18 protein-coding genes and 2 pseudogenes are annotated in these 12,149 nt (G+C 58.9%); 18 read left to right on the top strand and 2 right to left on the bottom strand.

From position 1 onward, the window contains the following. Positions 1-298 precede the first annotated feature (298 nt). The 9 genes and pseudogenes from AC0L2A_RS15775 (at position 299) to AC0L2A_RS15735 (ending at position 4,160) form a co-directional block, all read left to right on the top strand. Positions 299-598 (top strand): DUF1236 domain-containing protein, encoded by a 300-nt coding sequence (locus AC0L2A_RS15775; protein ID WP_287076924.1) that lies wholly within the window; start codon positions 299-301, stop codon positions 596-598. Between the two features lie 224 nt (positions 599-822). Further along, a complete protein-coding gene (locus tag AC0L2A_RS15770; RefSeq protein WP_128248517.1) occupies positions 823-1,056 on the top strand; it encodes a hypothetical protein in 234 nt (77 codons plus the stop codon). Between the two features lie 134 nt (positions 1,057-1,190). Further along, positions 1,191-1,271 (top strand): annotated as a pseudogene (locus AC0L2A_RS15765) (hypothetical protein); the annotation flags it as partial. A 95-nt stretch (positions 1,272-1,366) separates the two neighbouring features. Next, complete coding sequence (locus AC0L2A_RS15760; protein ID WP_473609542.1) at positions 1,367-1,972, top strand: SDR family oxidoreductase; 606 nt, start codon at positions 1,367-1,369, stop codon at positions 1,970-1,972. 199 nt (positions 1,973-2,171) lie between these two features. Then, a complete protein-coding gene (locus tag AC0L2A_RS15755) occupies positions 2,172-2,357 on the top strand; it encodes a hypothetical protein (protein WP_473609541.1) in 186 nt (61 codons plus the stop codon). A 9-nt stretch (positions 2,358-2,366) separates the two neighbouring features. Next, positions 2,367-2,594 carry a DUF982 domain-containing protein gene (locus AC0L2A_RS15750; protein WP_473609540.1) on the top strand — a complete coding sequence of 76 codons (228 nt, stop codon included), beginning with the start codon at positions 2,367-2,369 and terminating at the stop codon, positions 2,592-2,594. An 8-nt stretch (positions 2,595-2,602) separates the two neighbouring features. After that, positions 2,603-2,851: a DUF982 domain-containing protein gene (locus tag AC0L2A_RS15745; protein ID WP_353682288.1), complete on the top strand. Its 249-nt coding sequence runs from the start codon at positions 2,603-2,605 to the stop codon at positions 2,849-2,851. Positions 2,852-3,124: 273 nt separating this feature from the next. Next, on the top strand, positions 3,125-3,727 hold the full coding sequence (locus AC0L2A_RS15740) for a sulfotransferase family protein (protein WP_473609539.1): 603 nt from the start codon (positions 3,125-3,127) through the stop codon (positions 3,725-3,727). A 214-nt stretch (positions 3,728-3,941) separates the two neighbouring features. Then, positions 3,942-4,160 carry a KTSC domain-containing protein gene (locus tag AC0L2A_RS15735; protein WP_473609537.1) on the top strand — a complete coding sequence of 73 codons (219 nt, stop codon included), beginning with the start codon at positions 3,942-3,944 and terminating at the stop codon, positions 4,158-4,160. Positions 4,161-4,767: 607 nt separating this feature from the next. On the opposite strand, the gene AC0L2A_RS15730 is transcribed toward AC0L2A_RS15735, so the two are convergent. Next, on the bottom strand, positions 4,768-5,043 hold the full coding sequence (locus tag AC0L2A_RS15730) for a hypothetical protein (RefSeq protein ID WP_473609535.1): 276 nt from the start codon (positions 5,041-5,043) through the stop codon (positions 4,768-4,770). Positions 5,044-5,591: 548 nt separating this feature from the next. On the opposite strand from AC0L2A_RS15730, the gene AC0L2A_RS15725 reads away from it, so the two are divergent. From AC0L2A_RS15725 to AC0L2A_RS15705, 5 genes are all read left to right on the top strand, one after another. Then, positions 5,592-6,272, top strand: a complete 681-nt coding sequence (locus tag AC0L2A_RS15725) for an HNH endonuclease (protein WP_473609534.1) — start codon at positions 5,592-5,594, stop codon at positions 6,270-6,272. 80 nt (positions 6,273-6,352) lie between these two features. Then, positions 6,353-6,628, top strand: a complete 276-nt coding sequence (locus AC0L2A_RS15720) for a hypothetical protein (RefSeq protein ID WP_473609532.1) — start codon at positions 6,353-6,355, stop codon at positions 6,626-6,628. After that, positions 6,564-7,013: a recombinase family protein gene (locus AC0L2A_RS15715; protein WP_473609531.1), complete on the top strand. Its 450-nt coding sequence runs from the start codon at positions 6,564-6,566 to the stop codon at positions 7,011-7,013. The genes AC0L2A_RS15720 and AC0L2A_RS15715 overlap by 65 nt, the downstream gene beginning before the upstream one ends. Positions 7,014-7,025: 12 nt before the next feature. Then, the gene (locus AC0L2A_RS15710; RefSeq protein ID WP_473609530.1) at positions 7,026-7,385 is read left to right on the top strand and encodes a hypothetical protein; all 360 of its coding nucleotides are present in this window, start codon (positions 7,026-7,028) and stop codon (positions 7,383-7,385) included. After that, positions 7,382-7,807, top strand: a complete 426-nt coding sequence (locus AC0L2A_RS15705; RefSeq protein ID WP_236389195.1) for a hypothetical protein — start codon at positions 7,382-7,384, stop codon at positions 7,805-7,807. Before AC0L2A_RS15710 ends, AC0L2A_RS15705 begins: the two co-directional genes overlap by 4 nt. A 21-nt stretch (positions 7,808-7,828) precedes the next feature. Here the strand turns inward: AC0L2A_RS15705 and AC0L2A_RS15700 are convergent, their stop codons facing one another. Beyond that, positions 7,829-8,566: a DUF4336 domain-containing protein gene (locus tag AC0L2A_RS15700; RefSeq protein ID WP_473609528.1), complete on the bottom strand. Its 738-nt coding sequence runs from the start codon at positions 8,564-8,566 to the stop codon at positions 7,829-7,831. A gap of 349 nt (positions 8,567-8,915) precedes the next feature. On the opposite strand from AC0L2A_RS15700, the pseudogene AC0L2A_RS15695 reads away from it, so the two are divergent. The 4 genes and pseudogenes from AC0L2A_RS15695 to AC0L2A_RS15680 form a co-directional block, all read left to right on the top strand. Beyond that, positions 8,916-9,508: pseudogene (locus tag AC0L2A_RS15695) on the top strand (divalent metal cation transporter); the annotation flags it as partial. A 558-nt stretch (positions 9,509-10,066) separates the two neighbouring features. Next, positions 10,067-10,243, top strand: coding sequence for a hypothetical protein (locus AC0L2A_RS15690; protein ID WP_023799002.1), 177 nt, complete (start codon positions 10,067-10,069; stop codon positions 10,241-10,243). Between the two features lie 520 nt (positions 10,244-10,763). Next, positions 10,764-11,120: a hypothetical protein gene (locus AC0L2A_RS15685; protein WP_473609527.1), complete on the top strand. Its 357-nt coding sequence runs from the start codon at positions 10,764-10,766 to the stop codon at positions 11,118-11,120. 160 nt (positions 11,121-11,280) lie between these two features. Next, the gene (locus AC0L2A_RS15680) at positions 11,281-11,655 is read left to right on the top strand and encodes a PRC-barrel domain-containing protein (protein ID WP_023799003.1); all 375 of its coding nucleotides are present in this window, start codon (positions 11,281-11,283) and stop codon (positions 11,653-11,655) included. Positions 11,656-12,149: the final 494 nt, after the last annotated feature.

Raw genomic sequence — 12,149 nt, 5'->3', positions numbered from 1 at the left:
TATTCCAATCGCCAGGAATGTGATCGAAACTGCGAAGACCGGAGCGAGTAACCAGCGGGCTTGGTGGACACTATTTTCCATGGGCTCCTTCCCTTTGAACTTGCAGGGAGCAACGACTATGCGCAGCGGCGGTTCCGGGTGGCGCTATGTCCGGCGTATTACGCCAAAACAGGCGAGACTAGGTCCTGTCGCGCATCAGACCAAAGTCCCTCAAGGGGAACAAATGCAGCTGCTTGAGGTTTGGTCTGGCGCTAGGGCGATCCCGTTCAGCGCATCAGCCCTCACGAAGGAGACAGCTATGAGAATGCATCTTTCCACTGCAGCCGCGGGTTTTTTGCTGCTGGCGGGGATCGGCGCCGCTGCCGCTCAGGACGTAGTTATCGAGCCTGAACAGGAGACGGTCATCAGGGAATATGTCAAAAAGCAGCCACTCGCATCGGTGAACCTCCCTGGAGTGGAGCTCAATATCGGCTCAACCCTACCTGAGACGGTCGAGCTCCATGAAGTCCCTGACACCAAATACCGCACCGTTGTCGTCGACAACCGGACCGTTGTCGTTGATCCGGGCACGCGCAAGATCATCAAGATCATCGAATGACGTAAGCGACTGGGAGAGCAGCCCGGCGTGCCGAAAGGTGCGGCGGGCTTTTCTCTTTTCTGAAGGAACGCGATCTGGCGACAATGGCTCGGGTTGCCAACAAGGCGCCGTATCGTCGGATGAGGGACAAGCCCGTGCCTTCGTTGTTGGTCCGATTGCCCCAGCGCTACGACACAGAGAAGACACTAAGACTAAGCCAGCAGCCCATTATTGAGGATCCACTTATGAACCCGACCGAATTGCAGGCGATTGGCGACACGCTGATGCGGGTAGTGACGCCAGAGATGACACCGAAACAGCTCCTAAAGGCTGCAAAGAAGGAGCATCCGGACGCGTCAAAAAAGGACATCGCTCGCGCGGCGTTCTTCTCGATTATTTCCAACGCTGATCAAGACATCGGCAAATCCAGGAATTTGCAAGCCTTCGCGTTGGCGGAGCGAACTCAACAATCTGATTAAGACATGCGTAGCCCTAGTGGTGAAAGTCTGACACTTGGTACAGGTGGACGGCAAGAAACTGACCCATATCCGGGGGTGCCAATGGCTTTTCCAGAGTACAAAGGTACAGTGCTCGAAACTGGCGGGGTGGTGTGATGTCGACCATACTTGTGACTGGGGCAACGGGTGGGATTGGGCAAGCAATTTGCGGACGGCTTGCGGCCGGTGGTGCTCGTCTGATTGTAGCGGCCCGAAATCAGGTGCGGCTTGAATCGCTGGTTCGAGCCTGCCTGCACCAGCCGACGGTTCGCATGAAGCTATACCGGTTGATATGGCATCCGATGCCGCGTTGGGCGAGTTTGATCGACACCTCGCCACGTCGGGCCTCAAGCTTGATGGGGTCGTTCTTATGCCGCCCCAACCGCATTCATCCGCTGACCCTATGCCCGAGCCAGAGGTCTGGCGAACGCTGTTTCAGACAAGCTTCGTTGGGCCGCTGTCCCTGTTGAAGTCGGCAGTCGCTCGGATGGAACCGGCCCCTGAAGCAGGCCGTCGCTGCAAGGTCGTAATCATTTCCGGTATTTCTTCGGCTCAGGTTCTTAGCCACTACGCCACCGCAAACGTCATCCGCACCGCTTGGCTTGGAGAAGCGAAGACGCTTGCCTTTGCGCTGGGCGAAAGAGGTATTCATGTGAACACTCTTTCACTCGGTGGCACGCTTTCGCCCTGGTATCGGGATGCAATTGGCAGGCGAGCGCAGGACGCCGGCGTGACGTTTGAAGAAAGGATTGCGGTCGAGACCGACAATATTCCACTCAAAAAGTATGGGACGCCGTCTGAAGTTGCCGTCGTCGTCCAGGGCTTGTTGTCGCCTCTCACTGATCACATGACAGGCTTGAACATTCTACACGATGGCGGATTCACTCGGGCTTATTGAGGAGCCCTGAGCGCGATTGCGGGGCTGACCTTCCATCTTGTCCGTGGTTGCCCGATCGGCGGTCTTTCAGCCATGAGCTGCCCCACGCGTGGGGTACCAAGTGTCAGGCTTTACCACTAGCTGCCAAACATTCGTGACCCCTAACGGAACCATTCCGCGACCTGCGAGTTGCGGCCGGGCGGGGTTGGGACATGCAGACATGGCAAAGCGTGACAGAGCGGGCCATAAGACCCTCGCCGACGCCGTTCGCGAATTGATCGGCACCGAAGACAATCGTCGTCACGTACACAAGCTGATGGGGCTGGAGGTCGAACCAGAACTGCCGCCAACTCTAGCTTCATTGCTTGAGGCGATTGGTAAGGCCGGTCGGGACGAAACCCCCTAGCTGCCCTACATGGCTCTCCATTGGATTAACCCTCCGGTCTACGTCAAGACCGACCAATCGGGCATTCGCCATGGGGTCAGTCAGGAACTCATGGCGTGGGACACAAAGGGGCCGAAGTGGACGAAAGCGGTCCAATCATGCGTTGACGCATTCGAGGGCAGAGTGTCCCCCCAAGAGGCCCGTGAAGCCTTTGAGGCGGCGGCCAAGGAGGCGAGCGTATATCTCTCGCCTGAGTAGGAGATATCATGGCAACCCTTTGGTTCGTCCCTCCGGTGTTCGTGAAGACTGAAACGGACGGTGCCAGGCATGGCTGCAACAATGCGAGGGCAGCCCTTGAGCAGCTCAAGACGTGGACCCGGAGAGGACCTCACTGGCACAAGGCGTGGACCCTCTGCCTGTCAGCACTGGAGGGCGATCCGATTGACCCTCACGTGATCCGAAAGGCTTTCGTGGCTGCCGCTAAAGAGGCGGAGATGTATCTCTCGCCTGAGTAGGAGGTATCATGGCTCTTCATTGGTTTCACCCCTCCCGTCAACATCGAGACCGACCGACCTGGGCTCACCTACGGCTGCAACAATGTCGAGGGAGCCGCTGCTGAACTCATGAAGTGGACCAAGCGGGGACTATGTGGAAGGAGGCGGTCGAGGTCTGCATGGGCCCAATTGAAGGCGAGCGCACGCCCGACGACGTCAAGGAAATTCAAAAATGTAGCGAAATAGAAGGAAGGGCGGTATTTTGAGCGATTGAAGTCACCTTGGAGGATGCTGATGTCTCTAGATGTCATTGGCGCGGGCATGGGTCGCACCGGCACGTACTCGCTGAAACTGGCATTGGGGCATCTTGGGTTCGGGCCTTGCCACCATATGGCAGACGTGAATGCCAACCTCGAACAGAAAGAGCTGTGGCGCGCCGCTGGCCAGGGACAACTCCCGAACTGGGATCTGGCATATGCCGGCTATCGTTCCGCTGTCGATTGGCCAACGGCGCATTTCTGGCGCGAAGTGAGCGATCACTACCCTGATGCAAAAGTTGTTCTCACAGTTCGTGATCCCGAAGCCTGGTATGACAGCGTGGCGCAAACAATAGGACTTATGATGGACCCTGCCAGCAATGACCCACAGTCATTTGGGGCGGCGGTGGTTGGCAATGGTGTCTTTGGAGGTCGCTTTAATGACCGTCATCATGCAATCGCCATCTATCAAGAACATAACGCTACAGTGAGAGCAACGCTGCCGCCCGAGCGCCTTCTTACTTATCAGGTCTCCGAAGGGTGGGGGCCGCTTTGTGCCTTTCTCGGTGTACAATTGCCTTCGGAACCGTTTCCCCGCACCAATTCGACTGCTGAATTTCGTGCTCGCATGGGGCGCTGAACGACCGGTTGCCACCCGGAGCCGCCCTCTGCGCCGGGTACCAAGCGTCAGGTTTTCACCACTAGCTTCATTGCTTGAAGCAATCGGCAAGCCAGTCGTGACGAATAGCTGCCCTACATTCCCCCATGGAATGACCGACCTTCTAAACTGCTGTGGTAGGATCCATCGGTGCGACTAGCTGGCGCTTCCCGGCCGAAACCAAGGCGTGAACGTCATGCCGTCCACCTCGATACGCAAAACGGAATACGATCCGGACAGTAGGACCCTCTCGGTGTGGTTCGTGGCCAGCGGTAAATGCTACCAGTTTGAGGACGTGCCACCGGAGACCTTCGCCGAGTTCCGAGCCGCATTCGCCAAGGGCCGCTACTTCAACGAGCGTATCCGCAATCGATTCCGGTACCGTCTGGTCGGGACCGCCAACAATTCTGGATGACCCCAGCCGTATGCGAAAGCCAACTCATCTATCATTGAGCTTTAACGTCTCATGGTCGGGGAGATAATGATGCAGCACCTCGCCAAGGTTTCGCTTGTCGAACGTCTGGCCACACACGGGGCAGATCTCGAAATGCTCTGCTTCGTCGTTCACAGGTGGCCCGTGGCGCTTGCCCCTGATCCCTGTTGCGGGGTTGTTGGTCCGATCTCGGCTCACGTTGGTCGCTACCGTGCATACCCTGATAGGGACGGCCCGACAGCCTATCGGGGGTGACCATCGGGCCGCAGGGCCTAACCAGCGGGGGGCAATTGGGGTTCGTTCGCCGGCTGAGGCGAATGATAGGCACTTCATGCATCATTTCTAATTTAGTAAAATGGTCATGGTCCGTTCCCCTGACTGAAGTGTCAATCCGCCGACGGCGCGTTCTTTTCGCGTCTGTCAGGTGATTGCGACCGCCCGGGTATACGGTGAGTAGAAATCATTTCTGCGCCGCCGCCCCGGAAGAGGTTTCATTGAAATTCCGCCAAGTTTTACACGTCCATCGCACATTCATCGATGGACTGCGGCAGTTGCAGCCTTGCTGCGGGTGTTTTCGCCTCTTGCGGCTTCACCGTTTGCGGCGCCTGGAAAGTCGGCGGTGATTTAGGCGAACCTGCCGCCCCGCAGGCTCAAGAGCAGCAAGGGCCATTGATCGCCCGATATCGGCCAGCGGCGATGACGCGTCGGCTATGACGAGCGGCAATGTCAATGCGCCCCGCGTCCAAGCCACCTGTGCCGCAAGAATCCCCTGCGCAAGGGCCGAAACTTTTTCGCTCACCGCCTTGACGGTTTCCGGCCGACCTGAAACCAGCGAACTGGTTGCCTCGGCAGCCAGGATCGGCAACCGCAACCCCACAACCCAGGGCGCGAGCATCAGGTTCTGGGCAAGAGCAATCTCAGCGCGGACGCGCCTTCCTCGTTGACTGGCCAACACTCGTTACTCCTTCTGTTTGGATTTTGCGGGCCGGATAGGCGGGCCGGCAATGACCATCAACAACATGCGCCTGTTCAGGGTTCCATAGCCCCAGTCCTTCCGTCTCGGCCCGTTCTCGTCAACGAGCTTGTTGATGCCGCCGATTAACCGCAGTCGAAAGCAGATGGTCGTCCCCACTCGTCTCAAGGTAGCCGAACTTGGCACAAATGCTGACCCGTTTAGGCTTCACTTGTATGCCGCGCTCGCCGAGAAAGACCGGCGGCTGATCGGTCCAGAAGGTTCTCGCTGCGCCGGCATGAAGGCCATCACCCACACCACCAGGGCCACGGCGGGCGTTCATTAGCGAATCATATGGTTGCTTCCCGACTGACGGTCTCACCAAACTTAACACTGGTATGTGGTGGCGCTGGCCCTGGGGCGGCGCACCTTTCACGGTCTCGTGTGAGCTCGATGGGTCAATGGACTGCGGGCGAGGACGCGCCAAACTTCGCTTCTTCGCGAGATTACGACGCCTCACCGACGATGGCGTGCCGCTTGCCCCTAAGAAGGTCTTCGGGCTCGCGCTTGAGGAAGCACTCGGGATCGAGGCTTATCCTGGGCACTTCAGCGCCGGGTGGAGCCAGGTTTGTTTCGAGCTGCTCGAAACAGCGGGACTATGGATCGTGCCCAAGACCGGAGGTGATCCACGGCCGAGACCCAGATCAACCGAAGTCGAGGCGGAGCTGACTGGCGTTGCGCTGACTGAGGAGGAGCTTAGCTGGATCGAGGGCAATCCCAAGATCGTCTCGCACTTGAAACGCGAACGACAGCCCGGTCTGGCGAAGCAGAAGCGCGGCGAGTTCATCGCCCAGCATGGCCGCTTGTTTTGCGAGGAGTGTAAGATAGACCCGGTAGAGCGGTACGGTCCCGAGGCGGGGCACGCATGCATCGAGGTGCACCATCACCGGGTGCATGTCGCGAACATGAAGCCCGGGGACCTCACGGTTACCGACGATTTGAAATGCCTCTGCGCAAATTGTCATCGCGTGCTACATCGCAAGCTGACGCTGGGATTACGCCCTAGCCGCTCAGTACCCCAGCCGGGTGAGGACGTGGGTGGTCATGGACGCGCCGTTGCCGGGTATCGGCCATTGGGATGATCAACTAAGGATCCGAAAACCTGGCACTTCAATTTCCGAGGTCCAGACACCGAGCGACTTGTCGCCGGGGGGAGCGAATCTTGCTCGACCGCTTCTACAATGACTTGTCCGCCAATCCGGACGGGATCGACGAGCAGACGCGCAACCACTATGCCGAAATCTATGCGATGCCAGGCGCAATTCATGATGCCTTCAGCGGGCAGTTCGCCGCGTTCGCGCAGGATGCTCTCGACGACCATGAGCGAGCGCATCAGGGACAAGTTCGCTGCATCCAGGCGAAAGGGCATGTGGATGGGTGGCAACGTTCCATTTGGCTACCGGGTCGAGAACCGCAAGCTTTTGATCCAAGAGGATGAGGCAGCCATTGTGCGCTCGATCTTCGAGCGGTTCCTGCAGATAGGTTCGGCAACCATCCTGGCGCGAACGTTGAATGCGGAGGGTCTTAGGCGCAAGAACGGGAAGGCCTTCGACAAAGGCCTGCTCTACAAGCTCCTCAGCAACCGGGTCTATATGGGCGACGCGGTGCACAAGGGCGCCAGCTATCCCGGCGAGCATCAGCCTATCATCAGCCTGGACCTTTGGGACAAGGTCCGCTCGATGGTGGCGGAAAGCCCGAGCAAGCGAGCCGGACAGAGCCGCAGGCAGACGCCAGCCTTACTGAAGGGTCTGATCTTTGCTCCGAGCGGCTACGCGATGACACCTGTCCATACCCGCAAGAAGGGAAAGCTCTACCGCTACTAAGTCACCACAAGCGTGCAGAAGCTCGGACCGGAGACATGCCCGGTCCGCCGTGTGCAGGCAGGCGAGATCGAGGCTGCGGTCATCGACCAGCTTCGGGCGCTGCTTCGAACGCCCGAAACGATCGTAAACACCTGGATGGCCATGCGAAAGGACGATTCCAGCATCACTGAAACCGAGGTCCGTGAAGCCCTCGTCCAGTTGGATCCACTCTGGGATGAGCTCTTCCCGCCCGAGCAGGCCCGCATCGTCCAGCTTCTGGTCGAGCGGGTGGATGTCGCCGTCGAGAGCATTTCCATCCGGCTTCGCACGGAAGGCATGGCCAGCCTCGCGACGGAGCTGCGACAGCCGCCGGAGCATAGGAGGACTGCATGATGCCGTCGGAGGCCAAATATGCCGAACTCAGCCCTGACGGCAAATCGCTCACAGTCCATCTGCCGCTGACCCTGCGCAAGCGTGGTGGCCGCAAGATCATCATCTCGCCCGCCGGCGCACAGCAATGGACCCCAGCACGGCCACGCATAGACAGCACTCTTATCCGGGCGCTGGCGCGGGCGTTCCGGTGGAAACACATGCTGGAAATAGGCGAGTTCGCCACAGTGATCGAACTTGCCGCGGCCGAAAGGCTTGACCGCTCCTTCGTATCCCATGTGCTCCAGTTGACGCTGCTCGCGCCCGATCTGGTCGAAGCCATACTCGACGGACGGCAGCCCGTGGGGGTTCAACTCCAGGCGCTCGTCAGGGGTTTGCCCGTCGAATGGGAACGGCAACGGGAGTTGATGGCTAGTTCCTGCTGACAATCTTCTCTGCGGCCGCCCTCAGAGAAGCCAGGCCAGCGACTGGTGAAGTAATGTCGTCCCATCCTTGTGGAACCACCGGCCATGGCTGAAGATCACGCGCTTTGGCTGGAAAGCCACGAGGCGCTCCGCGGCCGCCTTCGCCTGCTCATGCTTCCGATTGATGATCATCCGCAGGTAAATGGGGGCCTTCCCCCCAGGTGCCGTGACGCCTAAGAGGCGCGCCGCCGGCCTGATGATGAACGGCAGCTTTTCCGGCTCGAGATTCAGAACTAGATCCGTAAGCACCATAGTTCGGCTGTTCTTGTGATAGAATGCGACTTCGGTGAACCTACCGGCTCCTGGAACGACAACCTGATCGAGATCTTTCGACCAGGCGTCCGGCGCCGCAGCGGCCAGATCGTGATCGATCCTGACGCCGGCTCGGCGGACCTTTGCCCGATGGCGCAAGCCCGGAACGGCCCATGTCGGCGCTCCCTGCACATGGTCCTGCCACTCCTTGACGAAGGTCCAGTGTGCACTGTTTGGCGCAACCAGATGCAGTATCGGGCCAATCTGCTCGAGCTGCTCTCTCAGCTCAAAAGCGAACCGTGTTGGTGAATGCAGCAGGAGACCGCCATTCCCGAGCTGGATAACCGTCATGCGCACCGGGACTGGAATGCCCATCACGCTCAGCGGTCCGCTGTCGACGATCCAGACCCCTGGAGCGACAGGCTTGGCGACATCAAGAGGAGGGTAGGTGGCGTCTTCGGGCTTCATGGTTGTGCTCCAATTTAGCTTGGAGCTGGCGCAACACGCTTCGAGAGGATCTGTTCCGGGGAAATGCGTGACGGCCTAGTTCGTCTGCTGGCCAAAGCAAATCATTATGTTGCAACGGACCAACGGCAGCTTTGCGCTCAAAATCGGACATTGAGATCAGCGTTGCCCCTTCCTGAAAGCCGACATCCCAAGAAGGGTCGTGGTTGCGCCACTACCGGTCATTCGCAGCGCGCCTCGTTAGCTGACCTTCAGCCACCGGCCGGAGTCGACCCCTTTTGCGGACACTGGTTGTCATCCGGATAGGAGAACACAGGATAAAGGTTCATGATGCTGACATCCCGATTATTAGCCCGCCCAAGGCCCGGCTGCTCTTGAACGTATAAGCTTCGACACGATGGCCGGGATGGCAGCCTCGAACATCGTCGGCTTGGCGATTATTCTGACCGCGGCGTCCACGCTGCACCCGGGCGGCATCACCGAGATAGAGACCTCGGCACAGGCGGCGGAAGCGCTGCGCCCTCTTGCCGGCCCCTTGCTTCGACGCTCTTCGCCCTGGGCATCGTCGGCACGGGCCTCCTTGCAGTGCCTGTTCTGGCCGGCTCGGCACAGCTTACGCGATCGGCGAAGCGCTACGCTGGCCCACCGGGCTGACGCGAAAAGCCCATGAAAGCAAAAGCCTTCAACGGAACAATCATGCTCGCGACCGTGATCGGGGCGGTGCTCAACTTCACGCCGATAAATCGGATAAAGGCGCTTGTCTGGACGGCGGTGATCAACGGCATCGTCGCCGTTCCGGTCATGGGGATCATGATGTATTTCGCCACACGCCGGGATGTGCTCGGGCAGTTCGTCGTCACCGGGGTGCTCAAATCGCTTGGATGGCTGACCACCGTCGTGATGGCTGTGGCTGTTGTAACGATGGGGGTGGCCGCCTTCGCCTGACGTGCCGGGCGTAGGAGGGGCCCGATTCCCTGGCAAATCAAATTCGGTCAATCTTCGCGGCCTGCCTGCATGTCCTTCACAGTATTTGGCGATCGGGCGAGCCGTTTCGTTGGTCAGCGTTAGCCATCCCGGCATGATGCCCGATCCAACCGCTCGACTACGCCGTCAGGCGTGAGGGATGCCTGCGGGGCAAAGATGCAGCCGATTGCGCAGCGAGCCGATGGGAAGGCGTCTACCGGCTGTGGAATTCAAATGCCGATTACGCGGGTCGATCCCACGCTGCGGAAACCGGGTTGGACATCACCGCGTCCATCTTGCCCACCTGGACCGGGGCCTGAGCTTGGCGGCATGGCGGAGTTGCTCCCAATTGATCGCATCTTCGACTATCCGGCCATCTTGGCATTCCGTCGAACGCGTTCATCGACGCACCCATTTTCCTTCGTTCACGCGTGAGATGTGCGATCGATTTCATTTCGGAGCCGGCCATGCTTATTTTCCTTGGCTACTGGAACTTTCAGTGAGAGCGCATGTTGGTTTCCCAGCTATGGGAGAGAAACCATGAACAAGGATGAAGTGAAGCGCTCTGCGAAAAGCGGCGAAGTGAAGGCAAAGCCTGGCAAACCGGCTGGTGACAAGAAAATGAGTGCCGGCGGAACTGCCGGCAAGCTTGACGAAAGCACCAAGAAGGGCCTTGGGAAGACCGAGGACAAGATCAAGGATCGTCTCAAGGGTTGATCAGACGTCAGGGCCGCAACCGTATCGCGGCCCTGCTGCCTAGACCCTTACATTCGGATCGTTGACGGTCACCGACCGCAGCACCTACACAGCCTGTCCTCACCCGCATCAGTGACTTCAGGCTTGTCGGTCATTTGCCGCTTGCCAAGTTCACGGAACTCGCGACCTTGTTCGGCGGCGATGCCGGTTTCCCGCACCAAGCCTTGGATATGCATTAAGGTCGGACTTAGAGCGCTAAACAACTCTGCCGGTTGGGACGTCAACGGCCGATTCTGCACAACCGATCTGTCTGAAACTGCCGTTTAGAACTTCACCTGGCGGCATCGATTTCGCGACCTCTTCCGGTCGCGACGTGCAACTCTACCAACCTCCGGCGACAGTGAAAATCGTCTCCTGTGCGGCTACTGAAGAGGCGATTCTTGAAAACGCAACATCCCTACATTGTCGCAGTTTACATTAGTGTAATGTAAACAAGAGAACCGGGCCATGGGGCCGAACCCTGCTGGTTTTCTCGGCGCTAATGCTCTCCTTCGCTCAGGCGGGGGCGCAGGAATGGCAGCAGTTCGGCATCGAAAGGTTTGGGTTTGTTTTCGACGTGCCGCCCGAGTTCGAACTGTTGCATCGTTCAAAGGACGGCGATGGCGCGGCCTTCCAATCCCCCGACGGAGCCCTCCTCGCCGTGTGGGGCACCGACGTCGCCGAAAGCGACTTCCTGCCTCAGGTCAAGAAACAGATCAGTCAGGACGAAAAAGAAGGCTGGAAATTCATCTATCGGCGGCTGACGCGTGAATGGGCAAGTTACTCGGGGATCAAAGACGACCAGATCCGATATGTCAGAGGCATAACGGTTGCGGCGATCGCGCCGCCATGTTTCTGATGGACTACAGCATGGAGCCAAAAGTTGCCTACGATCCGGTCGTTACCCGGATGGTTCGCTCGCTCAAGCCAGAAGATTGCTGACGGCTGGTCCGCACAATCCTTGGAACTTCGAGGGCATGGACCCGTTTTTGCTCCATACCGACGGGAAGGAGCAAATCATGACAAACCAGGACCCCGACATTCGTGAGACCCACGATCTTATCGCCAGCGACATGGTCGTCGGCACCAACGTCTATGACATCCAGGGAAATCACATCGGGCAGGTCGAAAGGCTGATCCTCGAGAAGAGGGGCGGCAGGGTATCCTATGCCGTTCTCAGCTTTGGTGGTTTTCTTGGAATTGGCGACGACTACTATCCGCTGCCGTGGCAGAAGCTCGACTATGACGAGAGCCTTGCAGGCTTCCGCATTGACATCACGAAGGAGCAAGTTGAAGGCGCTCCGCGCTATGCTCGCGACCAGGATTTCGACTGGAATGCCGAGAGTGGCCGCCGCGTTTACGACTACTACGGCGTCCGACCGTATTGGGTGTAGCGAAGCCTCTATTGCGCGTTCGTGCCGGCAAGGCGAGTTGGACCGGCGGGCCCTTCGCAGAGACCAAGGAGCATCTGGGTGGCTTCCTGCTCATCGAGCGAAGAACCTTGCGGAGGCGATGGAGATCGCGGAGCGGGACTCGCTCGCTCGGATGGGGGCGATCGTGGTGCGCGAGACCGCCCGTTTTTTAGCTTCGAAATGCCCCGGCTACTCCACCAGCCGCAAACGTCCGCTTCCGTGACGCCAATAGGCGGCCGGAATGGCCGATTCGGGTCATGCGCGCTGGTTGGGTCCGAATGTCCGGTTTCTGAAAGTAAAATCGGTCCCGGAAGGTCCGGTCAGGGTCAGGTCACGACGCCCACACCAACCTGAATGTCCGATCTTGAATATTCGCAGCCCAAAGCTGCCGGTCTGCTCTCGTGAAGAGTTTCGGGCGCCGGCAGGCGTACGAAAGTCCCCGAGGAAGGAACCCGCGGGCCACGGGCGATGGCTAT

The organism is Mesorhizobium sp. WSM4844 (genome assembly GCF_055811775.1).
This window is presented reverse-complemented; position numbering and strand designations above follow the sequence as displayed.